Origin of the sequence: Vibrio sp. MOR3, from assembly GCF_001557775.1 — a bacterium.
GTDB classification, from domain to species: Bacteria; Pseudomonadota; Gammaproteobacteria; order Enterobacterales; family Vibrionaceae; genus Vibrio; species Vibrio jasicida.
Window position 1 is genome coordinate 346974 of the sequence record NZ_LNRD01000001.1, and the last position, 24766, is coordinate 371739.

A 24766-nucleotide genomic window follows, 5' to 3' on the forward strand; every position below is an offset into this window, starting at 1 on the left:
AGGGTCACATGAAAACGACGATGCGTTTAGTTAGCGGAATTATGGCCGCAGCATTATTAGGTGGCTGTGCAGCAGATGCTTACGTTAGCCAAGAGAACCGAGATAAATTTGCAGACTTAAATGTCTCCAAATTTTTAATCAGTGAGTGTTTAGCACCGCAGCGTGAAATTCATATCGCTGTTGCTGAACATTTCGATTTCGATAAATCCATCATTCGTGAAGCTGATGCTGCAAGCCTAGACGCGTTCATCCGTGATATTCGAGGCTTGAGTGGACGCATTACGATTGTCGGTCATACCGATTTTAAAGGTTCTGACGAATACAATGAGAAGTTGTCTATGCGCCGCGCTGAATCGGTAGAAGCATATCTACAGCAACAACTCGACCCAGAGCAATATGATTGGGAAGTGAAACACTTTGGTGAGTCGCAGCCACTGGCGCTGGGTAAATCTGATCAAGCGCGGGCAGAAAACCGTCGCGCTTACGTAATGTTTGAAGAGGCGAAGAAATATGAAGAAATGCCTTTCTGTGAGCCGCCAAAAGCAGAGCGTAAGGTTTACATGGCGATGACACCGCACTTCGATTTCGATAAGTCGAAATTAAAACCGGAAGACCTTTCACAATTAGATGACTTCATCGCAAAACTGCAAGGTTTAGAGGGTAGCATTATGGTCGCTGGTCATACTGACCAAGTCGGTGCTCGTTCATACAATGAAGCACTTGCAGAGCGTCGTGCTCAGGCTGTAGTGGAATACCTGAAGACGAAACTTGACCCATCACAGTTTGTTTGGGAAGTAAAAGCCTTTGGTGAACTTCAACCTGTGATCAATGAAGAATCTCCGGAAGCCAATGCTTTAAACCGCCGAGCGTTTATCGTATTTAAAGAAAGCGAATTGGGACAACCGACTGAATAATTTGGTAAGGTTGTCCTTTCGCAAGCTCTCTATCTGTTTTCTTAGTGATAGCTAGCATGAAAGGTCAACCTTCTAAACCAAACAGGGAGTCGGGTAATGGAGAAAGTGCAGTTAGTCGTCGATTTTCTTCTCACTCATAAAATTTTATTTTCCGCATTAATTCTGTTGTTCATCATTCTTTTACGTCGTTTGATTCTGTCTCGAATCCGTGGCGACGATGCCTTTATTACAGAAGAACAACGCAGTTGGATGTCGAGAACCAAAAACGGCACATTTGCTATCACCTTGATTCTGTTGTTCATCTTATGGCAATCAGAAATCAGCGAGTTCGCTCTAAGTGTTACGGCGATTGCTGTCGCGATTGTGGTGGCATCCAAAGAGATCATCTTGTGTTTTACGGGGTCAATCCAGCGTGCAAGTTCTCGCTCGTTTCGCATTGGTGACTGGATTGAAGTCGGAAAGCTATGTGGTGAGGTCATTGAACACAACATGATGGCGACAGTGATTCAAGAAATCGATCTGCATCATGGTCAATACCACTTCACGGGGAAAACTGCGACGCTGCCTAACAGTATGTTTTTCACCTACCCAGTGAAGAACCTCAATTTCATGAAGCGTTACGTGTACCATGACTTTTCTGTTGTGGTGAAAGATTTCGTCAATCTCTACCCACTTTTGCCTTTGTTGACCGATAAGATTGATGAGCATTGCAGTTACTTCGCCGACGTCGCTCACCGTTACAACGCGATGATTGAGAAGCACGCTGGTGTTGATCTACCGGGCGCTGAGCCGCACATCCACATCTCAAGTAACATTAATGGTGAGCAAATTCTGCATATCATGATTTTCTGCCCGACAGATAAAGCAAACCACTTAGAGCATCTGATTCGTAAAGACTTTATGGAGCTTTATGAGCAGCGATTTCCAATGAATCCTGAGCATTAAGTTCTCGCTCAATAATCATCTAGCAAATATTAACCCTCACTAGTCAACACTGAGGGTTATATTTGTATATTTCTTATCGTCACGATAAATAATCTTAATGGATCGAAGCGCATATAATCGATAAATTACGCCCGCAACGTAACTTCGTTTGTTGATGGATTTACAAATAAAACACCCACTAAGACTACACAGATAGTCGATTTCTTTAGCTGCGCTTGCACTCACGACTGTTTACACAGCAGTTGCCCCCCGTTTTACTATAAGATGCTTCATGCAAACTGGCTTAAATTTTACTTTTGCGCCTTTTCAACGTTTATCGGCGCTCACAGGGCAATGGCGTGCAGGGTCCAAATCCTACCTAACAGATTTGGCCTCTATTGCACTCTTGTTGTTACCCCTGACTCTATCAAATGCACTTGCCGTTTTTTTAGGCCACGCGTTCCGTCTCTCAGGATGGGTAGAATTATCACAGATGTTATTTCATCTGTCAGATATCCTCATCAATCTGTACCCAAGCGCATTTTGTGTAGTGGCGGGTTATTACCTGTCACATAAAACCAATGTGTCGAGTGCCGTCTTCATTATTTACTCGTTGATCATGTTCTACTTGATCTCGATAGAAAACGGCAGTTTGTCTGCGACTTATATGCTGCCAAACAACCCACTACTGGCATTGTTTAGTGCGATGATGACGTATGTCTATTGCTGCGTTTTCAAAATACGCTTGCTAGAGCCACAAGCGCTGGATTTCTCATCTCGTCTGCTCAAGCATGTCGTTCACTTCTTTCTGTTTGTGTTGATTGCTTTGGCAGTATCGCGACTAACCGCATTCATTATGGCTCTATTTGGTGGGATGATTCGCGGACTGGGTGTGGACCCTCTCACGCTAAAAGGCGGGATTATTTACCAAACGGTACTAGGCCTCTTAGGCTCAATCGGCATCAATGGGCATAACTTGTTGTTTGCCATTAAGCAGCAAATCTACGCCGCTACAGAAGCAAATGTTTTCGCGTGGCAAGCCGGTGACGCTCCTCTAAATGTAATTAGCCAAGGTTTTTACGACGCGTTTATGTCGATGGGTGGTTCTGGTAATTGCATCAGCCTATTGTTGTGCGTGTTGCTGTTTGCCAAAGAACGTAACCACCAGATGCTTGCGTTAGCAGCAACCCCGCTGGTGATCTTCAACATCAATGAAGTCTTGCTGTTTGGGTTGCCGATTATTTTCAACCCATTGTTGATTGTGCCTTTTGTGCTGGTACCGCTATTGAGCTTTCTCATCACTTACGGGTCAATTGCATCAGGGCTTGTTCCTCCGGTTGAAAATATTGTTAACTGGATGACGCCGCCTTTGTTCAGTGGTTATGTCGCGATGGGGAATCAGATTGAAGGCTCATTATTGCAATTATTGATCATCGTCCTTGGTGTCTTTATCTATCGGCCATTTTATTTGGCTTACGCCGGCAAGTATTCTGCGCAGTTTCGTGCGAATACGGCTTACACAGGCATTGAGAGTTCGCTGTTCAAAACCTTGCTTAACAACGTTCGTGATTCGAATAACTCAAGCATTAGTAAATCGACAGCACAAAAGCGACTGACTTCGATTTTGAGGGAAGGGGAGTTGGTCATGTTTTATCAAAAGCTCCAGTCGACCAGTGACGTCAATATCTTCTCTTATGAAGCCTTGCTTAGATACATTGATAAAGAAGGGAAACTGCACCCTCCGACATTTGTGAGTGACTTCCAAATGCTTAACTCAATGCCATTACTGGACAAGCTCGTGATTGAGAAAGTTCTGGCAGACATGCAGAAAATGACGTTATCAAAAGATCGTCGAATTGCCATCAACATTGCAGTCGCTACGATCGAGCAAGAAGAATTTGTCCCGCACTTACTATCGCGACTAACTCATTATGGTATCTCGCCGCAGTGGTTGGAAATTGAAATCACAGAAGAGGCGATTCTTAGTAATAAGGTGTTCTTAATTAAAACTATGGAAGCGCTGCAAGCTCAGGGCATTCGTATCGCTATGGATGACTTTGGCACCGGCTATGCGTCGTTCCCGCACTTACTAAAGTACCCGTTTGATAAGATCAAGCTGGATCGTTCGCTACTGCTGGATGCCAATGATCAAAAAGGCAGAGACTTATATGAATTGGTAGCGAAACTGGGCCATATTACGCATTGCGAAGTGGTCGCAGAAGGGGTGGAAACCCAACAAGAGTACGATTTTGTGAAAGGTTGTGGTGTCGATAAAGCGCAAGGTTACTTCTTTACTCGTCCACTTCCTCTTACGGATATTTTACGCGAGCAATAACAGTGCTGTTTTTTATCGTCACAATTAAAAAGTCGAGTGGAAAGAGGGGCTTGTTGGCGATAATGTGCGCCTCCTTGCTTAATTAGCATGCAAAAATACAAACCACGCTGACCTAAGAAACAGCGGGTTGTATCTAAACGAAGAGAGTGTCGGTCGTCCTAGTCCGCGCTCTTTTGGTTTGGTAGATAACAACAAGTTGGCCATGGCTACCTTTGTTGAGTGACTATTCGCAACGTTGAACGATCAACGCTTTGTTACTCGAATGATACCGTCATCGACTGTCTGTCGAAACTCTCCCTCATTGCGATACAAATTAAACGGACCTTAATTGCGGCGAACTTCCTGAGCGGCTCATCGAGTCGTTTACTAATGGATAAAATTAGCCAAATGAACAATCGATACGTAAATCGGCTTTTTACTTTAATTTCCTCCAACTCGTACATAAATGGCTTATGTAATGTACTGGTCATGTTGCTCCCAGTGTCATTGATTTCCGCATTCAGCACTTTGTTGAGCAATTTTTTTATGATGGCGGGTTACGAGCAAGTGGGTACCACGGTTGGAGCCGCGAGTTCTATCATCTGGAAACTGTTCCCAATCTTGTTATTGGTTTACTTCTCGCAGTTTCTTTCTTCTCTGTTAAAAGTCTCACGGGTTAATGTTATTACGCCTTCGTTGATGATCTATTTCATCGTGTGTAATGAGTGGGGGCTGCTGCAAGAAGGAACGGTCGTACCGAGCAATTACCCACTGGCAATCATCATTCCTATTTTGGTGGGATGGTCTGTCCGTGCAATGCAAAACCGCAAATGGTTTATGCGGTCGGAGCTGCCTAATATTGTCGACCAGTCTTACAACTTGATCATGGCAACGACGGTGTTGGTTGTTGGTTATACCTTATTAGGCTATGTGCTAGGACGCGTTTTCTGTGCCGCTGATATTGCTGGCTTTTTATTGCCAAATCTGGACCCATACTCTCTTTCCGATGGTGTTATTTACGAGCTGGTACGTAATCTATTTTGGTCCATTGGTATTAATGGGCACATTATTTTTGCGCCATATAAAGCGGAGTTGTATGAAGCGACACGTGTAGCGATAGAAAATCATGAGTTGCTCGGAACGCCATTGCCGATACTGACGACCAACTTCTTCGATTTTTATGCGGGCTTGGGTGGTGCAGGAAACACCATTTCTTTGGTGCTTTGTATGTTATTTCTCACTAAAAACCGCAGCTACAAAGCGTTGGCAACCGCAGCTTTAATTTTAAGTTTTTTCAACATTAATGAGCCGATTATCTTTGGGCTGCCAATTATGTTTAACCCTTTGTTGATCGTACCGTTCTTGATTGCACCTGTTGTTGGTCTTGTCATTGCTTATGTGGCAACGGCGCTTGGCTTGGTGGCACCAATGACGGAAATCATGAGTTGGATGACGCCACCTTTGATGAGTGGATATGTTGGCACTGGCTCTACGTGGACAGGCGCGGTGCTACAGCTGATCATTATCTTAGTCGGTGTCATAATCTATTATCCCTTCTTTAAACAGATGGACAATATCGGGAATGCTAATGCATCATTTGCTAAGTCACTTTCTGATGATTTCTTTAATTATGAAGGTGTTGAAAGTGGTAAATCGGCAGGGGCTTTTTTCCCCGAGATTACGAGTAAATTTGCGGCACAAAAGCGAATTACTGACCTAAAAAATAACGGTGAGTTTATCTTGTATTACCAACCTCAAGTAAACACGCGGACAGGTGAGATTCGTTCTCTTGAAGTGTTGATTAGGCACCGTTCTGAATCGGGTGAGATCTCGCCTCCTACTTTCTTAGATGACTTTGCCAAAGTGGGGTTAATGAGTGAGTTGGATTTGTGGGTGGTTGAAACAGCTTTAAAAGAGAGCGCTCCTTTAGCAGACTCGCCTAACTTTAAGGTTTCAATCAATATGTCACCAGAGACCTGTCTTGTCCCTGATTTTACGGAAAAAGTGCTGAGTATGATTAACCAAAGTGCTTTGTCTTACTCTCAAGTGGAATTCGAAATCACGGAAGACATGCTGATTCAAGATGAACACAGTACCCACCGAGTCTTGACTTCGCTCCGTGAGGCTGGAGTGAAGATTGCGTTAGATGATTTTGGTTCTGGGTACTCTTCAATTGGGTACTTGTCTAAGTACGATTTCGATAAAGTTAAAATTGACCGCTCTTTAGTTTTGAATCTCAACAATAAAAATGGTCGCGAACTGTTTAGGCTAACGGCCAAATTGGTCAAAATTACGGGGGCAGAAACCGTCGCTGAAGGGATAGAAACCGAAGCAGAGTTGGAGTTTATGGCGGAACAAAACATTCATTTGATTCAAGGTTTCTACTTTTATAAGCCGATGCCTTTTGAAGACGTGCTTACCCTGAATTTTTCAACTTTAGAAGAGCACAGCGATTACGACCATTATTCTTCCTAATTAAGAAGGGAAGCCACTTATCTTGGCTTCCCTTTTCTTTTTCAGAGGCTTGAGTTCGAGCGTGAACGCTTATTTGAACTCAAACTTACCCTGCATAATTGCCCAGTGACCAGGGAAAGAACAGAAGAACGAGTAATCACCTCCCGGAGTCATTTTCTCTGTGCTGAACGTGATAGAGGTGCTTTCACCGCCGCCGATCACTTTAGTAAATGCGTAAACACGGTCGTCGTTAGGTTTCACGTAGTTGTTTTCAAGACCTGCTGACATGCCTTCTGTACCTACTGCTTGTAGGTTCGCCGTGTCTGCAATGACCACGTTGTGACCCATTGACTGCGCTGGCATCTTACCTGTGTGGTTCAGCGTCAGTTTTACTTCTTTACACGTTGCTGGAACACTCAACGTTTTGGTTGAAAACTGCATCATATCGTTAGCATCGATCGACACTTCACACTCTGCGCTTGCTTGTGCGCCAAAACTCATTCCAACTAGTGCAAAGGTTGCTGCTACTAAACGTAAAGACATATAACACTCTCCATATTTTATTTTTGGGCTGACTTGGATTCAAACCGATCCAATGCATCTCATTATCATCGAATATTCAATCTGAAACCGTGCTTCAATCCGGATATTGACGTTTTGTTGCAAAGTTATACTTATCGTTTTCACTGGATGATCATTCATATACCTTATTTTTAGCGCTTCAGTTAAGAAGTGTGAAGACGATCTTTATAACCGCTTCAGGCACTTCTTTTGTGCTCTCATATCGCTCTAGCTTTGGCGTTTTTTTCGCTAACATGTAACTAAGTATTTCAACTGTATTTATTCTGTAACTTATTGATTTTCAGTTGCATAAAGGCGTAAAAAACACAAATCACACTATTTGTAGAAACGGATAAATTGATTTGTTTTATCTCGCGCACACTTTCAGAAAATTGAACTAGAGTCCCAGGTTTATGTTTGCTTATCGATTGCGCGCGAAATGTCGTCAAATTGACGTAAAAAGACGCTTTATTTTTGGCACTTTTACACCTGTAAGTTGAGTTACATTTGGTTACATCTGTCCGCTGCGGCGCGAAAAAAGTCCCCCTCTATAATGCTGTTCCTTTTTATTGTTGTTTGTATAAGTCCTTAATTATGAGAAAGAATACGCTAGCGATCATGCCAAGTGTTTTAGCACTGGCGATCGGTATGGGATTGCCTGCTGTACACGCAGGAGTGATCACAGACGCAACTATCGTCGGCTCAGAAAGCCAGTGGTGGAACACTTACAAAGTGATCCTAACGAACGACAGTTCAAAGCCAGTTGAACTGCGTGATGCAAAAGTGACGTTTGATTCAAACCTATCTATGTCGACACCATCTTGGTCTGCGACGGGCATCAGCTACCCAGGTATGAAGTTCACCAGCGACGCACAGGGTAACCTGTTCAAGAACACGCTTGCGCTGGCTTTTGATAGCGGTAGCTGGGTGAAATCTCAACTTCCTGCAGGTGAACGTATCGAGCTAACGCTAGGTGTGAGCGGCGTGTTGGATCTGACACTTCTTCAAAATACCATTCGTCTGATTGCTGACGATGAAGGCGAAGTTGGCGAACCAGAAATTTCTCTTCAATTGGCATCGCCAGTGAACGGCGCTGAGTTTGAAGAAGGTCAAGCGGTTGCCATGCTAGCAAACGTAACGGCGACTAATACCAGCGTTAAAGCGGTGACTTTCTTTGTCGACAACAAACAAGTAGCTCGCGTAACACAAGCTCCATTCCAAGCGAGTTGGACATCTGTTGGTGCAGGTGCTCACACGATCAAAGCTGTAGTGGAAGACACCACAGGTTTAACCCAGCAACAAGCAGTCAGCATTTCAGTAAAAGAGAAGCCAGTTGAACCACCTGTGACACCAGAAGTGCATGAGCTGACGTTCGTCGCACCTACACAAGGTCAAACATTGATGGTGGGTCAGGCAACGACGATCAAAGCCCGTGTTGATGGTGAATTGATCTCTAAGCTGGAGTTCTGGGCGAATGACCGCAAGTTAGGTCAACGTAACATCTCTGCAGGTCAAACGACGTATTCTCAATCTTGGACGCCAAATGAAGTGGGCAATGCGACACTGAAAGTGGTGGTTCTTGATAAGAATAACCAAATGGTTGAACAACGCAGTATCACTGTTGCTATTGAAGCAGCGCCAAGCTTTGTTAAGCCAGAAGTTAGCTTCTCTTCGCCTTCGAACGGTTCTAAGTTTGAAAAAGGTGAAGCGGTTTCGATTTCTGTTCGTGCAACGGATGCTGATGACGATTTGTCTCGCGTTGTCGTGAAAGCAAACAACAAGCAAATCTGTGACTTCAACGCAGCAACCACAAACCAGTTCTCTTGTAACTGGACGGCGTCAGAAGTTGGTGCAGTTAAGCTAGAAGCGATTGCGACGGATGCTGAGAACCTAACGGCGACAGCACGTGTAAACATCACAGTTGAAAAAGTAGAAACACCGACACCTCCGCCAACAGGTGGACTGTGTGCTGACTTTAATGTGTACCCAGACTGGACTCGTGGTGATCACGCAACAGGCGGTGACATTATGGTTCACCAGAACATTGCTTACTCAGCGGTGTACTGGACGCAATCTGTTCCTGGCAGCGATAGCTCGTGGTCATTACATCTAAACTGTGATGGTACTGAGCCGGGTACAGCGCCAGCACTATCACTGCGTAACCCAATGGACCCAGTGCGCCTGGAAGTGGCAGGTTGGCCAAATACATTCGTAGTGGCGAGCCCATCCACTCAAGCGCCAAGCACGCTCACTATCGCAGCAAGCAACAGTGATGCGCTAACAGACCTAGAACAACTGACACGTTCATTTGTGTCGGCTATCGAACAAGCAGAGAGTGCGGGTACAGCATCTATCGTGATTCAATCGGATGTTCTGGATCTCGCTACGCAAGACAAAGGTGCGTCATTTGTTGCCGTTGCGGTTAAACAAGCATTGACGAATGCCATTGATATCACGGGTATCCGTATTGATATTGATGCGGTCAACGCACTGAGCGATGACGTGAAAGGCTGGGCACATGCTTACAACTTGATCTTCACAACCCTTGCGCCACAAGCGACATTTGGTTGGTCACTAAGCATTGGTGAGTTTGCTTACGATACCCACTCTGGTCGTCAGTCTGTATGGGATGAAGCGTCTGTTTTCACGGCAGATCTACTTGATAGCTTTGAGCTTTACAAAGCAGATGCTGCGAACAAAGCTGACTTTGTAGCGTTTACTAAATCAAACGCGACTGCTGCGCTAACTAGTGATCAGTGGCATCACGCACTTGAATACGTAAAACAGGTGACAGATTACGTTGATGCGCCTGCAATGCTAACGAACATGCCGACAGAGCAAACTGCAAACTACTTCATGGGCAACACGCAAACTGAGCAGCAAATCCGTAAAGCCGCGTACAGCAACGTATTTGCATTGATGTTTGATCAAGACTCTCAAGCCCTAACCAGCAAGATTGAGCTTTACCAAACGGCGAAAGTGCCACTGTACTACGTAGGTGAAGAGTTAGAGAAAGGTTCATTGACTCGCATTGAAGCGCTAAACCAAGAGTTAGCAAATGCTGAAAGCGTGATGGATAACGAAGCCTTCCTATACGAAACACCGCAATCTCAGTGGGTTCCGTCAACGGTTTACAAGTGGAACGACTTCCTAGATGGCTTGAACGCAATGCACAACATTGGTGTAGCGGGCAACAAGTTCTGGCTAATGAACGATGAAGTTGATGACGCAACCAACATCAAATACGCGAAAGTCGCGATTGCTGCGTTCCTTGCGCAAAGTATGCAAGAGACCATCCGCTACAACGCGTGTGATGAAAACAACTGGTCTGAAGTGAAATACGGCGCGCCTGCGGATTACCCAATGACAGCAAGCTGTGGTCAATTGGGTCAGAAATACGCAGATTACGGCGTAAACCCAGTTTCTGGTTTGGACCATGCGTACTCTTGTCCTCGTGATGACAAGATGGAAGTCAGTGCTCTGACTCATGCGAAATGGTATGGCGCTCCAGCTCCAGTTTTTGCAGCACCTGATGCAGTACTTGAAGAGCGCGGCCTATTGGTGAACGGTGCAGCAGGTCGTTGGACAAACAACGGTCACTGTAACGATGTTCCAGAAAGCGTAGATACGTCTAAGCAAGTGTGGGAACGCGACGAATGTAAGACTTACGTTGGTCAGAAAGCAGGTAAGTTCATTTGGGACGGCAGCAGCCAAGAAAGCGTTGAAGGCTGTGGCTGGTGGGGTCGTGGTGTTATCCAAACCACCGGTCGTCAGAACTTCGGTACGCTTAACCACTACCTAGGTCGTTCGCACGTTGACCCATCAAACATTGGTAAGACAATTGACGGCGTAACGGTAGAAGCGCCACCGGCGAACCCACTTTATGCTGAGCTGGACTTCTGTTCTAACCCAGGTCTGATTTGTAGCTCGGAAGAGAACAAAGAGATCAAGTGGATCGCAGGTCTGTTCTACTGGGTAACGTCAGTTCAGGCATACAACGATGAAGGCGGTCAGTACGCTGATTGGAACTACCACAACGAGCTGAAGAAGTACGTGGACAGTGGCCTGCAAGGTTCTCAATTTATCGATGACGTTTCAGGCATCGTTAACCGTGGCTGTCCGGATCTGACGTGTTCGACAGGTGATGTTCACAACGTGAAAGAGCGCCGCGAGAACTTCAAACTGGTACTACAAAAGCTAGGTCTTGATCCTCGCTAATTAAGATAAAGCAACATCGATGAAGCAAAGCCATCACTGAAAAGTGATGGCTTTTTTGTTTTTCGCATTAGGTTTGGATTTTTACAAATCCGTAATAGTTATTTTCTTTTTCTGCTTATTATCATTTATTTGCAACTCAATATAATGCCCGTCATTCCAAACGTATTTGCTGCGTTTTTGATTTTTATCTTTCGATGGATGGTTTCCGGGAGGGGAGTATGTCGAATTTTGTTGTTGTCGGTGGTGGTGCTGCGGGTCTAGAAATGGTCACGCGTTTAGCGAGCAGTTTTGCTGGCAAATCTGACCATACCGTTACTTTGGTTGAGCCATCTTCTCATCACTTATGGAAACCAAGACTGCATGAGATTGCGGCGGGCACGTTTGATAATGAGCTCGATTCGGTTGCGTTTCGTCTTCATGCTGCTTGTCACGGTTACCAATATGTTCAAGCTCGTATGTCAGGCTTAGACCGAGCAAATAAAACCATTACGGTGAGCGCTGAGTTCTCTCCAGAGCAAACATTGAAATACGATTACCTCGTGATTGCCGTTGGCGCGATCAGTAACGATTTCAAAATTCCGGGCGTAAGCGATCATTGTTTGTTCTTAGATTCGGCTTCTCAAGCAGAAAAAGCTTGGGAACAGATGAAACAAATGCTAGCGAACGGTGGTTCACATCGTGTTTCTATCGTGGGTGCTGGCGCAACTGGTGTTGAGTTGGCGGCCGAATGGGCGAAAGTCAGCAAGCAATTAAACCGCTATCAAGATGATACTCAGCTTTCGATTACACTCATCGAAGCGGCAGATCGTGTGTTACCTGCAAGTGCTGAGTGCATGTCTACAAAAGTATTGAAGAAGCTACAAAAGCAAGGTGTTAACGTTCGCTTAAACACTAAAGTTCAGCGTGCAGAAGCAGACCGTATTGTGACGGAAAATGAAGTCATTCCTGCGGATCTACAAATTTGGGCGGCAGGGATTCGATGCCCGGATTGGTTAGCGAATCTTGATGGTCTTGAAAGCAACCGCATTAACCAACTTAAAGTGTTGCCAACACTGCAAACCACTCTTGATGAAAACGTGTTCGTCATTGGTGATAGCGCTGAATGCCCACAAGAAGATGGAAGCATCGTGCCACCACGAGCTCAAGTTGCCAACCAAGCAGCGGCGCATTTGGCGAAGCAATTTAAACGCTTGGTGAAAGGCAAAGAGTTAAAACCGTTTGTATTCAAAGACGGCGGAATGGTGGTGGCTCTTGGACATGACTACGCGGTTGGCGCATTGATGAATGATAAAGTCGTATTGCGTGGACGCTACGTTCGCCGCTTGTACGACACGATCTTTAGGCTGCATCAGCGCGTTATTTTCGGTTGGTTCCGAGTGTCGGCTTTGGTAGTGCTTAAACGCGTAAAAGGTTTATTGAACCCATATTACAAAGGCTCTTGGTCTTAATCCAAGCCGTGACTCTTCACTTCCATTTTTTCATTTTTATCGAGCGCCCAAATCATCAGGATTTGTGGCGCTAGGTGTTTTTTATGCGTCATTTGCAACTCTCTTTGCCCGTTCAACTTCTTATTTCTGCCCTACTTGCGTGGGGTGGGGCTCAAGCCATCCTTCTTTTAGTCGACCATGGGTTGGCAGACAAATCGCTTTTACTGTCGAGTGATTACTACCAAATTCTAATGTTGGGCAAAACGGTCTACCTCGGCTTACTGAAAATGGTGGTGGGCTTGATGGTGCTGTTTTCTCTTGTCGAAGGCATCACCAATATTGGTTCAACCGTTCGCCTTAAAGCGCTGGGTGGACGAACACTGCTCTTCTACAGTTTCACCACCTTAATTGCCATTAGTTTAGGGCTTGGGGCGTCGTTAGCCTTACCTGCATGGGAGCCACTTAGCCAAAGCATTTCTGTGGGTAGTGATGTCCATTTGATTGACGAGCAAGGCGCTGGTGGTGCCGCCATACTCACTAATCTCGTTAAGATGGCGATGGTGAATCCGTTTGCTGCACTGGCGAATGGCAACTTACTGGCGATCGTGGTTTTCTCCTTTATGGCAGGCGTTGCGATTTTGCTTTCTGTTCCGTCAGGTCATCCGTTGCTAGCGGTGATTTCGGGGCTGAACAAAAGCGTCAACACCATGATTCGAGGCATCGTTAAACTGTCTCCGATTGCTATTTTTGCGATCGTGTTTGATATCACGCTGACTTCAAGTGGGAATCTGATTCAGCAACTCGCGTTGTTTGCGTTACTGGTGTTTTCCCTCACTATGGTGCACGGGTTAGTCGTGTTACCAACCATCGCCAAGGTAATGACGGGTATCTCTCCAGCTGCGCTGTTTAAAGCGATTTCAGCACCATTGGTCATGGCGTTTGCAACGTCATCAAGTGCGGCAGCGCTGCCTTTGGCAAAGCAAAGTGCGGAAGACAATTTAGATGTCGCGCCAGAAGTCAGCAGCATGGTGTTGCCACTCGGCTCTGTAATGAACATGGATGGCACCGCGTTATTTGAAGGTGTCGCTGCGATTTTTCTAGCTCAGTTGTTTGGTGTGGATTTGAGTACCACTGGATTGGTGATGATCTTCATCATGGCAATGGTTTCTTCAGTTGGTGCGCCGGGCATGCCTTCGGGCTCCATGTCGGGGATGCAGTTAGTGTTGCTAGCGGCGGGTATTCCGCTGGAAGCGATTGCGATTTTATTGGTGATAGAAAGACCGTTGGATACGTTCCGCACCGCTGTTAATGTGGAAGGGGATTTGATTGCGACGCTTGTGATCGACCGCTGGCAGAAGAAGCAGACGGTAGAACCTCAATCGCTCGATTCTTCAGAGATGTTGATGAGCTAAAAATAAAACGCACTCCCAATTGAGAGTGCGTTTTTTGTATCTATATCGATTCTACGAGCGACCAAGCATTCGAGAAATGGTGCCATCTTTGTCGACCACTTGGTGTTTGATAGCGCCAGCAACGTGAAGAACAAACACAGCAATCAGAATTTCCACTGCAGAGTGATGAATGGTTGAGCCGAGTTCTTGAAGCCAAGGGGTTTCTGGACCTTCAGCGATAATAACCCAACCGAAGATATCGACCGCTCGGCCACCACCAGCGCTCATTGCGATGCCAGAGATAGGCATTGCCAAAGTAGCGAGCAGAAGTATACCGTGTACTGCTTTGGCCGCTTTATCTTGCCATGCAGGCATTTCTGAAGCGGGTGGCAGAGCGCCTTCTTTTAAGCGCCACACTAGACGGATAAGAGCGACAACTAAAATGATAGCGCCTAGTGATTTGTGGATGCCATACCATTCAAACTTTTCTGGGCTGCGTGGCAAATCGACCATGTAAAGCCCTAGAGCGAACACCCCGATAAAAGCAAGTCCAGTTACCCAGTGCAAAGCGATAGTTTGCCAAGTTAATGGCTTTTTGTTGAGCATAATATAATCCTCGTTTTATGTATGGTTATGCGAGTGATTATCTATTAATGTTGTGAATATAACTACACAGTCATGTGTAAAGTTGGGTAAATATTATCCACAAAAAACGCCCCAAAAGATGGAGCGTTTTTAGTCAGTTAGATGAGAGGAAACGGGTTATTCCTGTTTTAAATCAGCTAATGCGTGATTCAAGGAAGGAACAATCGCATGGCCAAAGGCACGAACTTCTTCGCAAGGTTCAACAAGATCTGGGATTTGGAAAGTAACCATGTGCGCCGCTACTGCAGAACGTACGCCATTGTTGGAATCTTCAAACGCGATACATTTGGTTGGATCTACGTTTAGACGACTTGCCGCAAGCAGGTAGATCTCTGGATCTGGTTTGCCGTGTGACACTTCACAGCCTGTCGTTAAGTTGTCGAAATACTTGCTTAGGCCCGCCAGTTCCAACTTCTTCTGTGCTACTTCTTTCGCTGTTGATGTTGCCACTGCGGTAGGAATGCCTTTTTCCTTCAACCACTCTAGCAATTCAACTACGCCATCTTTCACTGGTATCGCTTGATGTTTTACCACTGCATCGTATCGGTCACGCCACTCTGTGTGCAATCGGTCAAGATCATCCCCATAAGCTTTGCGGAAAATCACTTCAATGCCTGCTGCATTGCGACCAATGATTGAAAGGTAAACGTCTTTATAGAATGGGAGGTTTTGTGCTTCACACGCTTCTTGGAAAATGCGCATGCAGACACGTTCCGTATCGAGGAGCAAACCATCCATGTCAAAAATAGCAGCTTGATAATTCATTACTTTATGACTTGTCGATTGAGATGGCGCATTTTGACACAAGCAAGATCGATTTTCCTGCGTAATTCCACCATCTCACACGCTTTTTACCCAATCCCTATTTTATCCCTAGGCGTTTCGCTAATCGGTGTAAATTGCCGTTATCTAATTCAAGCTGACGTGCCGTTGCTGCCCAGTTGCCTTGGTTCTCTTCCAGTGCTCGAACAATCATTGCTTTTTGGAATGAGTCTGTGGCAGGCTTCAATCCGCTCTCTGGTAGCTCAAGCCGAGAGTTTTGTTCCGTTTCTTCAACGTTCTTGATGTTCTGATTCGGCGTTCTAATATCAAAATCTTGCTCAACTAACTCAATGTCCATGGCGTGAGTACGCGCTTTTGCCAAAACACCAGCACGTTTAATGACATGTTCAAGTTCCCGCACATTGCCTGGCCATGAATAGTCTTTGAGTGCCAGCACCAAAGTGGGAGACAAACGAATGCTGTTTAATCCCAATTTGCTTCTCAAGCGTTCGGCAAAAAAGCCCGCTAATAACACCACATCGTCTTCACGTTCACGAAGAGGCGGAACATGAAGAGGGAAGACGCTTAGACGGTGATACAAGTCGGCTCGGAAGCGCCCAGCGGTTACTTCTTCATGCAATATACGGTTGGTGGCGGCGACGATGCGTGTATTGACTCGAATATGGCGGTCATCACCCACACGTTGAATGTCGCCGTATTGTAGGGCTCGAAGTAACTTGGCTTGCAGCTCTAACGACAGTTCGCCGACTTCATCTAAAAATAGTGTGCCGCCGTCGGCTTGTTCGAACTTACCCTTACGATTACTAATTGCGCCTGTGAATGCGCCTTTGATATGGCCGAACAACTCGCTTTCCGCGACTGATTCCGGCAGCGCCGCACAGTTGAGGTAAACCAAAGTATTGCTAGAGCGACTAGAGCGATGGTGAATAGCGCTCGCAACCAACTCTTTACCCACGCCCGTTTCTCCCATCACTAGCACAGACAATTCAGTATCGGCGACTGCATCAATCTGTTCTTGAAGATTTTTCATGCCCTGAGAGTTACCAATGATTTCATTACTTAAGGTGCGTTTCTCGGCGTAAGAGTCGCGTGGCAGGTTCGCTTGTGTCTCTAGTTGTTCTAGCAGGAGCGCAGTGTGTAAGCCACCTGCTGCCAATGCGCTGACAAAACGTAACTCTTGGTTGCGTAGCCCATCAAATTGGTTGGGGTCGAAGGCGTCAATCGTAATGGCACCAATCAGTTGATCGTCGATCAGCAGAGGTAAACCAATGCAGGAATGGACATGCAGTTTGTCATCGTGGTTTGGAATCAAGCCATCGTATGGATCAGGTAAGTCGCTGTCGGAGGGAAAGCGCACGATATCGCCTGCTCGGGCAATGGCTTCTAATCTTGGATGTTGCTCAATAGAGAAACGGCGTCCAAGGACCTCTTTCGCCAATCCATTGATCGCTAAAGGTTTAAAGTGCTGGTCTTCATACAAAAGAAGGGCAGAAGAGTCACACTTCAATACGTCTCGAATCGTGGTTAATAACGTATCGAAGCGAGCCTGTTGAGTGAGCGCCGAGTTAAGGTCTTGCGTGATGTGTAGCCATTGCGCGATTAAAGAAGTCATAGCCAATACCGATTGTGTCAATATGACTATTGTAGTGTCTTAATGACAATTTTCAACTGTGTCTAAATGACAGTTGTCAAAGTTGAGTTTTAATTAAATTGTTGAAATATAATGGAATTAAAAGTTGGCACGCCCAGTGCAATACAAGAAGAAATTATTTTTGTTTATCCCGTCATTCAAGGTAGTAATTATGACAATTCACGTAAAAAACAACATCCACTGGGTAGGTCAACGCGATTGGGAAGTTCAAGACTTCCACGGTACAGAATACAAAATGACAAAAGGTACCAGCTACAACAGTTATCTAATTCGTGAAGAGAAAACCGTATTGATTGATACGGTCGATCATCGATTCAGTCAACAATTCATCCAAAATTTAGAGATGGAAATCGACCTTAAGACTATCGACTTTATCGTGGTAAACCATGCAGAAGAAGATCACTCAGGTGCATTGTCGGCATTAATGGAGAAGATTCCGAACACGCCAATTTACTGTACAGAAGCGGCGATTGATTCGATTGTGGGTCATCACCACCATCCTGAGTGGAACTTCAAAACCGTAAAAACGGGCGATAGCATCGATATTGGTAACGGTAAGCAATTGGTGTTCGTGGAAGCGCCGATGCTGCATTGGCCAGACAGCATGATGACATATCTAACTGGCGATGCGGTGTTATTCAGTAATGATGCATTTGGTCAGCATTACTGCGATGAACGCTTATTCAATGATGAAGTGGATCAAAATGAGTTGATGGAACAGTGTTTGCGTTACTACTCAAATATCCTAACGCCATTTAGCAGCTTGGTAACAGCCAAAATCAAAGAAGTGCTGAGCTTCAACTTGCCTGTCGACATGATTGCAACTTCACACGGTATTGTATGGCGTGATAATCCCGTTCAAATTATCGAGCAATACTTAGCGTGGGCAGACAATTATCAAGAAGATCGCATTACGATTTTCTACGATTCCATGTCAAATAACACTCGAATGATGGCAGATGCCATTGCGCAGGGCATTCACGATGTTGACCCTGGCGTGGCGGTTAAAGTCTTCAATGTCTCTAAACATGACAAAAATGAAATCCTAGCTAATGTGTTCCGCTCAAAAGGCATCTTGGTTGGTTCGTCCACTATGAATAACGTCATGATGCCTAAGATCGCTGGCATGCTAGAAGAAATTACTGGTCTACGTTTTAAAGCTAAAAAAGCCGCTGCATTCGGTAGCTACGGGTGGAATGGTGGCGCGGTGGATCGTATCCATGCTCGATTAACTGATGCAGGCTTTGAAACTGCAGTCAGTTTGAAAACCAAATGGCGACCAGATGGTAAAGCGATGCGTGAGTGCCGCGAACATGGTAAGAACATCGCAAAATTGTGGGCAAAGCATGACCTGACTAGTCCTGTTCTTGCTCCGGCGATTACTGCGTCCGCACCACAAGTTCAATCACAACCCGCTGCGCCAGCGACAACACAAGCGGTAGTAGATGCTGCTCCTAGCAACCCTAGTACAGAGGCGCATCCTGCAGATTGTCAATGCATGGTTTGCACCGTTTGTAATTGGGTATACGACCCAGCTCAAGGCGAGCCTAACCAAGGTGTTGAACCGGGTACAGCTTGGTCGGAAGTGCCAGATTACTTCTTGTGCCCAGAATGCCATTTAGGTAAAGACGTTTTCGTTGAATACAACGGTTAGGAGGGAATATGCAAGCACCTATTGTAATTATTGGCAGTGGCTTTGCCGCTTACCAATTGGTGAAAACTGTGCGTCGCATGGACGCAGATATTCCATTGCAAGTGTTTACTGCCGATGATGGCGCTGAATACAACAAGCCTGATTTGAGTCATGTATTCAGCAACAAGCAAACCGCCCAAGACTTAGTGGTCAAAAGTGGTGAGGCGTTCGCACAGGAACACAACATCGAACTGTTCGCCCATACCATGATTGAGCATGTCGACGTGCAAGCTCAGCAAGTGGTAGTCAACGGCCAAACCTATCCTTACTCCAAACTGGTGTTTGCGACAGGCGCGAAAGCCTTTGTGCCGCCAATATCTGGTGATGCAGCACCTGAGGTGATAACGCTAAACTCGCTACAAGAATATCAATTAGCAGAAGAGCAAATCAGCCGTGCGAAACGAATTCTAGTGATGGGTGGTGGTTTGATCGGCGTGGAGATCGCCATGGATCTCGCAACCGGTGGTAAAGCGGTTACGGTGGTTGAGCCAAATGCCCGTGTGCTCGGTAACCTGATTCCTGAATTCGTCGCATTGCCGCTCGAAAACCAACTTAAGCAGCAAGGTATTCAACTTGCGTTGGAGACTGGGGTTGTTGCGATCAATCACTCAGATGATTCGCTGGTGGCGAGTTTGAGCAAAGGTGAAGAAGTCGAAGCCGATGTAGTGATTTCAGCTGCGGGTTTACGTGCTAACACTTGGTTAGCGAAGGCTTGTGGGGTGAACGTGAACAGAGGCATCGAGGTAGATGCCCGATTACAGACATCAGTTGCCAATATATTTGCATTGGGCGATTGTGCCGAGATCCAAGGTCGAATGATGCCTTATCTCCAACCGATCGTGCTAAGTGCCAATGCTTTGGGCAAACAGCTACTAGGGCAAGAAGCAGAGCTGAAACTACCGCCTATGATGGTAAAGGTGAAAACACCGAGCTACCCAATTCAATTGGCAGGCGATTTTAGTTCGGTGACGAACTGGATCGTGCAGATTTCTCAAACTGGCATTGCCGCGAAAGCAGAAGATGAAAATAGCCGACTCATGGGCTTCGTCGTGACGGGAGAACAAGTTACGCAAGCATTTCCATTACTTCGAGAGTTGTCTCAAGCCGGTCAGGCTTAACCGATTTAAACGAAAAGAATTGTAATTAGAGAGGGTATCATTATGTCGCATCTACGAATTCCTAAAGACTGGACTGTTCAACGTTCAACGCCTTTCTTCACTAAAGACAATGTGCCACCAGCGCTACTGACTCATCACAATACCGCTGAGGGTGTGTTTGGACAGTTGTGTGTCATGGAAGGGCAAGTGACTTACTACGGCTTTGCTGATGAACACGCCACAGAAGCAGAAGTAGTGGTGGTGATTAATGCAGGCCAGTTTGCTACCAGCCCACCGCAGTACTGGCATCGTATTGAGATGAGCGATGATGCTCAGTTCAACATCAATTTCTGGTCGAATAAAGACAAGAGTGGGCAAGCGATGTTCCACGCGAAGAAATAACGCATACAGAAGTTAATACAGCGCTAATTTGTCGGGAAGAAGTGTTTTCTATCAAGCTTAATTATTAAGCGTAGGTAAAAGGGCAGAGATTCGTCTCTGCTCTTTTTATATGTATGCTTTGGGGCACTTTAAATTCTTCACGGGTTTGTTCTGTGACTCTTATCACTAAGCAATAACTGTCAGCCAATTGAATAAGTGTTATGTTATAACATAATTTCAATTCCATTTTGAACAGTCAAAGAATAAAAGTGATTTTAGGTTTGTTGCTTGTGCCGGGTTATTAATACCCGTTTAGAGAGATGGAGGGGTCCAATCGATTTTTTCGGAATATTTACTGGTCTTGCAACCTTATCCAAAGCGATATCAATATTGGTATCGCTTTTTTTCTATCTATAGAAAGCGAGATTCGATCCTGTCCTGCTTATTATGAAACTATTCAGAACTTGAATGGGTATAGAGGTCTAACTTGATGATTTTATGGACAATTAAATATCACTAAACTGTCATTTAAACAGGAATCAATAGTCCTGATGTAAGCCTCATCCTACTATTTCTTCATTGCGACGGAGCGACAAGCTTAAGGAAAGTCATCACTCAGTTACGTTTTAGCAGTGTTTAGTGCGTCTTAAACGTCTAGAACGTCTTAAACTAGGAGCTTCCACAATGAATTTAACCCTGGACTACGCCTCTCTGGCGATCTTATTTGTGGTGCTGTTGATTCTGATTTTTGGATTGATTGCCCTACACGATATTCCCTACGAAATTGCGAAAAAACGTAACCACCCTCATGCCGATGCGATTCATGTTGCGGGATGGGTGAGCTTGTTCTTCCTTCATGTGATTTGGCCGTTCCTTTGGATCTGGGCAACCATGTACGACGGAGAGAAGAAAAACTGGTTAGGTGCTAAGCCTTCGATATCTCAACAAGATTACGAGCAGCTGTTAGCCCGCATCAATCAACTTGAGCAAGCGAAAGGGGAAGAATAATGGAAACACTCATCATCCTAAGTTACGTAGCGCTGTGCGTTATCGTGTTTCGAGTATTTCGTGTGCCTAAAACCAAGTGGACACTCACCACGGCGTCGGTCATTGGCATGTTCATCGTTGGTTGGATTTTTCTCTACATGGCGATGTATCAACCGGTTTCTCGTATGGCGCGTTTGTATAGCGTGACGACGCCAATCACTTCTCAAGTAGAAGGCATGGTTACCCAAGTGTATGTGCAAGGAAACCAGCAAGTGAAAGCGGGTGACCCACTTTACCAAATTGACGACACGCCATTTAAAGACAAAGTGAACCGTATTCAAAGTGACATCAAACGCACGGAATCAGCGATTGATTTTTACCAATCTGAATTAGCGAGATACAAAAAGCTGGGCAGCAAAGGTTACTCTTCTCAAGAGAAAATCGACAACATTGAGAACCAATTGCTTGAGCAAAAAGCCAATCAAAGCAAATACCAATCAGAGCTCGAAGTTGCACAGTTTAATCTGAGCAAAACCACCGTTACCGCACCAACGGATGGGTATGTCACGCAAGTGGCGCTGCGTCCGGGTATGAAGAGTCGTATTGTGCCGTTTCAAGGCAACCTGACCTTCGTTCACAAAGAAGACAAACAGCTGTTTGCTGCATTTAAACAAGCACCAGCACGATATGTGAAAGTCGGGTATCCGGCAGAAGTGACCTTCAATACCATTCCCGGCCATGCTTACAAGGCCCATGTGACACAAGTAAATGACATTTTTGCTCAAGGCGCGATATCACCTTCAGGCAACATGAAGTACCCAGAGCAAATTCCTGCTGGTGGCCGAATCTTAGTGAAAGTGGAATTGGATAATCCAGACTTAGTCAAAGACATGCCATTGCCCTCCGGCACAGATGCACACGTCGCGGTGTACTCACCTAAATGGGAAATGTTCAGCATCGTACGTAAAGTGATTCTGAGAATGCAGAGTTGGCAAAACTGGTTATTCGAAGGCTAATGACATCAAGGGCAAAGCTGCAGGTTTTGCCCTCTATTGCTCGTCTGTTACTCAATGGATTGAGTGACCGCTTGTTTAATAGCATTCCTTAGCCATTCATGCCCTTTGTCGTTCTTTTGTGATTGGTGCCACGTCATGTAAATAGGTACCTTATTGGCTTCAAAGGGCAAAGGGAAAGCGTTCAATCCGAGCTTGCTTGCCAAGTTGTCAGAGAACCAACGCGAGGTAACGCATATCCAATCGGTTTGAGACACTAACTGTAGTGCTGTCATGGTCGAGCCGGTGGAATAAGCCACTTGTCTCGGGGGAAGCGTATCTTCGATGATCAAAGAGTCTAAAGCGTTGGTGTTGAGCCGCTGCGTTCGCCAAGTTACATGAGACTCACGCATGAAGTCGTCGTACGTTAGCGTGTTTTGAATACGAGGATGATCTTGGCTTACTGTCACCATAAGTTCCTGTTCAAACAGCAATTCATTGTGATAACCATGATCCGTCAAAGGCACGGTAGCAAGAATCACATCCACGCGTCGGCGTCTTAAATCGTCTTGGCGGTCTTGTTCGTTCAAGTGTTCCACATCCGCTTCAATAGACACCAATGGCGCATGCTGAGATTTGTATTTCGCCAAGGCTGGCACGAGCATTAAATCGATATCTTTATGGCTAGAGATTCGAAACGTGCGTTGGCTGGTTTCTGGCGTGAATTCTTGACGAGATTTCGAACCGTTGATCAATAGGCTCAAAGGCTCTTTGATTTCTGCGTGTAACTCAATCGCGAAATTCGTCGGCACGATACCTCTGCCTTGACGAACAAAGAGGGGATCTTGGTATTGATCTCTTAACTTGTTGAGTGCGTGACTCACGGCGGGCGCAGTGATGTTTAACGCGGTAGCGGCATCGTTGACGCTTTTTGACTTCATGACCGCATCAAACGTTTTTAACAAGTTAAGGTCCATACATGCTCTCTCAGTTGGTTATCTTTCATTGTAAGCAGACTATGAAAGTAAAATAAAGTTTAAGCACATTTGGCAAGCGTTCGTTCTAGAAGGGAGAATAAAACAGGCTTTTACTGAGTTGATTTGCTGTTAATTATATGAATAAAAAGGGTTTTATATGATTTTGTGGTAATTTTAGTCCTGATATATGGATCTAATATCACAAATTTTTATATTAAAGTTGTTTCATATTTGTTTGGTGAGTTAGTTTCCCTCTCGAATCTAATGAGGAGAATAGAACATTACTATGAAAAATATAAAAGTTGCAGTCGTCTTCATCGCTGGTATTAGCCTACAAGCTCATGCCAACAACTCAGTTGATATCACCAGTAGCACGCCTGAGGGAGTACATACAAAGTTTGAATCTGCTCATCAAATCCATGATCGTATGGCGTCTTCTGGTTTTACGCTGCATCGTTGTGGTATCCAGTCTATCAAGAGAGGCCACATGGCTGATCAAGATATGGAAACCCCACATAGCCAGATTACTTGTATGTACTCAAAACCTGATGCGCAAGTTACGGATGAATCCGAAATTGCTTATTGGCACTTAAACGTCGTTTACGATATGGGCAGCCAAATGTACAAAGCGGGCCACGAGTTTACCGATATCTACCAGACTCATATCTACACGCTAACACCAAGCTACCTTTTAGATGCTGCTCCTAACTTTCATCAGCAAAGAGCAAGTCTTCAGTCATCTGGTAAGAGCGTAGGTGAGTGTGAGTTGCAGCAAATTTACTACTTTATGAAGCCGACAGAGGCAACGTACCTTTCGCATGTTGCAACTTGCCCAGTTTATGCCGCAGAAGGTGAACTATCAGGTCACTTGAATGTTGCTATCGACTACAACTCAGAAAGAAAAGGCTATACGGAAGCTAGTGTTGGCTTTGAATCTCTATAGTCTTTTAGATTAGTCAGTATTCAACCTTTCGCTTTATGCACCAGTTAATGACAGGTGCATTTTTAACTTTGCTGAGACTCTCTGACAGCTTTACTTGTCTGTGCGAACCCTAAAAAAATATCCTAGCCTGCATTGGCTCAGGCTAGGGCGAAGCTCAGTCAGAGCGTTAAGGATTGCTAAAGAATTATATATGCTATTGGTTTAATATATATTGCCAGCCATCACACTACTACGCCGTTAAGGTGATGGAGTGGTTAGTACATGTGATTTATGAAGGATAAACTCCATTTAGAACGATTTACTGCGCTCAACTTGGATCGCACACTTTATAGCTTTCTAAAACCACAAATAAAACAATGACATTGCCATGTGTCTTTTTTGTGGAATAAATTTTCTCTAATTAATGTTTTTGTA

General features: G+C 45.2%; 17 protein-coding genes and 1 pseudogene. 13 read left to right on the top strand and 5 right to left on the bottom strand.

The genetic code is table 11. The annotated features are described in order from the left end of the window. The first annotated feature begins 8 nt into the window (after positions 1 to 8). The 4 genes from ATB76_RS01540 (at position 9) to ATB76_RS01555 (ending at position 6627) form a co-directional block, all read left to right on the top strand. Positions 9 to 914 (top strand): OmpA family protein, encoded by a 906-nt coding sequence (locus ATB76_RS01540; protein ID WP_045423819.1) that lies wholly within the window; start codon positions 9 to 11, stop codon positions 912 to 914. A gap of 96 nt (positions 915 to 1010) precedes the next feature. Continuing rightward, positions 1011 to 1859, top strand: coding sequence for a mechanosensitive ion channel family protein (locus tag ATB76_RS01545; RefSeq protein ID WP_038881031.1), 849 nt, complete (start codon positions 1011 to 1013; stop codon positions 1857 to 1859). Between the two features lie 271 nt (positions 1860 to 2130). Then, the gene (locus tag ATB76_RS01550) at positions 2131 to 4173 is read left to right on the top strand and encodes an EAL domain-containing protein (protein ID WP_061034464.1); all 2043 of its coding nucleotides are present in this window, start codon (positions 2131 to 2133) and stop codon (positions 4171 to 4173) included. A gap of 387 nt (positions 4174 to 4560) precedes the next feature. Further along, complete coding sequence (locus ATB76_RS01555) at positions 4561 to 6627, top strand: EAL domain-containing protein (RefSeq protein ID WP_061034753.1); 2067 nt, start codon at positions 4561 to 4563, stop codon at positions 6625 to 6627. 69 nt (positions 6628 to 6696) lie between these two features. Here the strand turns inward: ATB76_RS01555 and azu are convergent, their stop codons facing one another. Further along, positions 6697 to 7149 (bottom strand): azurin, encoded by a 453-nt coding sequence (gene azu / locus ATB76_RS01560; protein ID WP_005441233.1) that lies wholly within the window; start codon positions 7147 to 7149, stop codon positions 6697 to 6699. Between the two features lie 612 nt (positions 7150 to 7761). Here azu and ATB76_RS01565 point away from each other — a divergent pair. The 3 genes from ATB76_RS01565 (at position 7762) to ATB76_RS01575 (ending at position 14224) form a co-directional block, all read left to right on the top strand. Further along, the gene (locus ATB76_RS01565; protein WP_061034465.1) at positions 7762 to 11385 is read left to right on the top strand and encodes an Ig-like domain-containing protein; all 3624 of its coding nucleotides are present in this window, start codon (positions 7762 to 7764) and stop codon (positions 11383 to 11385) included. A gap of 218 nt (positions 11386 to 11603) precedes the next feature. Next, a complete protein-coding gene (locus ATB76_RS01570; protein ID WP_038870385.1) occupies positions 11604 to 12833 on the top strand; it encodes an NAD(P)/FAD-dependent oxidoreductase in 1230 nt (409 codons plus the stop codon). An 83-nt stretch (positions 12834 to 12916) separates the two neighbouring features. Continuing rightward, a complete protein-coding gene (locus tag ATB76_RS01575; protein WP_061034466.1) occupies positions 12917 to 14224 on the top strand; it encodes a dicarboxylate/amino acid:cation symporter in 1308 nt (435 codons plus the stop codon). Positions 14225 to 14275: 51 nt separating this feature from the next. Here ATB76_RS01575 and ATB76_RS01580 read toward each other — a convergent pair whose 3' ends face one another. From ATB76_RS01580 to norR, 3 genes are all read right to left on the bottom strand, one after another. Further along, positions 14276 to 14809: a cytochrome b gene (locus ATB76_RS01580; protein ID WP_038870389.1), complete on the bottom strand. Its 534-nt coding sequence runs from the start codon at positions 14807 to 14809 to the stop codon at positions 14276 to 14278. Positions 14810 to 14965: 156 nt separating this feature from the next. Then, a complete protein-coding gene (locus tag ATB76_RS01585) occupies positions 14966 to 15613 on the bottom strand; it encodes an HAD family phosphatase (RefSeq protein WP_038870391.1) in 648 nt (215 codons plus the stop codon). A gap of 97 nt (positions 15614 to 15710) precedes the next feature. Continuing rightward, complete coding sequence (gene norR / locus ATB76_RS01590) at positions 15711 to 17243, bottom strand: nitric oxide reductase transcriptional regulator NorR (RefSeq protein ID WP_038870393.1); 1533 nt, start codon at positions 17241 to 17243, stop codon at positions 15711 to 15713. A gap of 190 nt (positions 17244 to 17433) precedes the next feature. On the opposite strand from norR, the pseudogene norV reads away from it, so the two are divergent. From norV to ATB76_RS01615, 5 genes and pseudogenes are all read left to right on the top strand, one after another. Continuing rightward, positions 17434 to 18933, top strand: a pseudogene (gene norV / locus ATB76_RS01595) (anaerobic nitric oxide reductase flavorubredoxin); the annotation flags it as partial. 11 nt (positions 18934 to 18944) lie between these two features. Then, entirely contained in the window at positions 18945 to 20093 is a 1149-nt protein-coding gene (gene norW / locus ATB76_RS01600; RefSeq protein WP_038870396.1) for an NADH:flavorubredoxin reductase NorW, read from the top strand. A gap of 42 nt (positions 20094 to 20135) precedes the next feature. After that, on the top strand, positions 20136 to 20474 hold the full coding sequence (locus tag ATB76_RS01605; protein WP_038870398.1) for a DUF1971 domain-containing protein: 339 nt from the start codon (positions 20136 to 20138) through the stop codon (positions 20472 to 20474). Positions 20475 to 21137: 663 nt separating this feature from the next. Beyond that, the gene (locus ATB76_RS01610) at positions 21138 to 21461 is read left to right on the top strand and encodes a DUF3302 domain-containing protein (RefSeq protein ID WP_005441217.1); all 324 of its coding nucleotides are present in this window, start codon (positions 21138 to 21140) and stop codon (positions 21459 to 21461) included. After that, complete coding sequence (locus ATB76_RS01615; protein WP_038870400.1) at positions 21461 to 22456, top strand: efflux RND transporter periplasmic adaptor subunit; 996 nt, start codon at positions 21461 to 21463, stop codon at positions 22454 to 22456. Before ATB76_RS01610 ends, ATB76_RS01615 begins: the two co-directional genes overlap by 1 nt. 47 nt (positions 22457 to 22503) lie before the next feature. Here ATB76_RS01615 and ATB76_RS01620 read toward each other — a convergent pair whose 3' ends face one another. Further along, positions 22504 to 23409, bottom strand: coding sequence for a LysR family transcriptional regulator (locus tag ATB76_RS01620; protein ID WP_038870402.1), 906 nt, complete (start codon positions 23407 to 23409; stop codon positions 22504 to 22506). A gap of 286 nt (positions 23410 to 23695) precedes the next feature. On the opposite strand from ATB76_RS01620, the gene ATB76_RS01625 reads away from it, so the two are divergent. Next, positions 23696 to 24352, top strand: coding sequence for a hypothetical protein (locus tag ATB76_RS01625; protein WP_038870404.1), 657 nt, complete (start codon positions 23696 to 23698; stop codon positions 24350 to 24352). Positions 24353 to 24766 lie beyond the last annotated feature (414 nt).

Coding starts and splice junctions, on each gene's coding strand:
- ATB76_RS01540 (WP_045423819.1), top strand. CDS start 9: ATGAAAACGACGATGCGTTTAGTTAGCGGAATTATGGCCGCAGCATTA.
- ATB76_RS01585 (WP_038870391.1), bottom strand. CDS start 15,613: ATGAATTATCAAGCTGCTATTTTTGACATGGATGGTTTGCTCCTCGAT.
- ATB76_RS01550 (WP_061034464.1), top strand. CDS start 2,131: ATGCAAACTGGCTTAAATTTTACTTTTGCGCCTTTTCAACGTTTATCG.
- ATB76_RS01580 (WP_038870389.1), bottom strand. CDS start 14,809: ATGCTCAACAAAAAGCCATTAACTTGGCAAACTATCGCTTTGCACTGG.
- ATB76_RS01575 (WP_061034466.1), top strand. CDS start 12,917: ATGCGTCATTTGCAACTCTCTTTGCCCGTTCAACTTCTTATTTCTGCC.
- ATB76_RS01620 (WP_038870402.1), bottom strand. CDS start 23,409: ATGGACCTTAACTTGTTAAAAACGTTTGATGCGGTCATGAAGTCAAAA.
- azu (WP_005441233.1), bottom strand. CDS start 7,149: ATGTCTTTACGTTTAGTAGCAGCAACCTTTGCACTAGTTGGAATGAGT.
- ATB76_RS01565 (WP_061034465.1), top strand. CDS start 7,762: ATGAGAAAGAATACGCTAGCGATCATGCCAAGTGTTTTAGCACTGGCG.
- ATB76_RS01625 (WP_038870404.1), top strand. CDS start 23,696: ATGAAAAATATAAAAGTTGCAGTCGTCTTCATCGCTGGTATTAGCCTA.
- ATB76_RS01605 (WP_038870398.1), top strand. CDS start 20,136: ATGTCGCATCTACGAATTCCTAAAGACTGGACTGTTCAACGTTCAACG.
- norR (WP_038870393.1), bottom strand. CDS start 17,243: ATGACTTCTTTAATCGCGCAATGGCTACACATCACGCAAGACCTTAAC.
- ATB76_RS01570 (WP_038870385.1), top strand. CDS start 11,604: ATGTCGAATTTTGTTGTTGTCGGTGGTGGTGCTGCGGGTCTAGAAATG.
- ATB76_RS01555 (WP_061034753.1), top strand. CDS start 4,561: ATGAACAATCGATACGTAAATCGGCTTTTTACTTTAATTTCCTCCAAC.
- norW (WP_038870396.1), top strand. CDS start 18,945: ATGCAAGCACCTATTGTAATTATTGGCAGTGGCTTTGCCGCTTACCAA.
- ATB76_RS01610 (WP_005441217.1), top strand. CDS start 21,138: ATGAATTTAACCCTGGACTACGCCTCTCTGGCGATCTTATTTGTGGTG.
- ATB76_RS01615 (WP_038870400.1), top strand. CDS start 21,461: ATGGAAACACTCATCATCCTAAGTTACGTAGCGCTGTGCGTTATCGTG.
- ATB76_RS01545 (WP_038881031.1), top strand. CDS start 1,011: ATGGAGAAAGTGCAGTTAGTCGTCGATTTTCTTCTCACTCATAAAATT.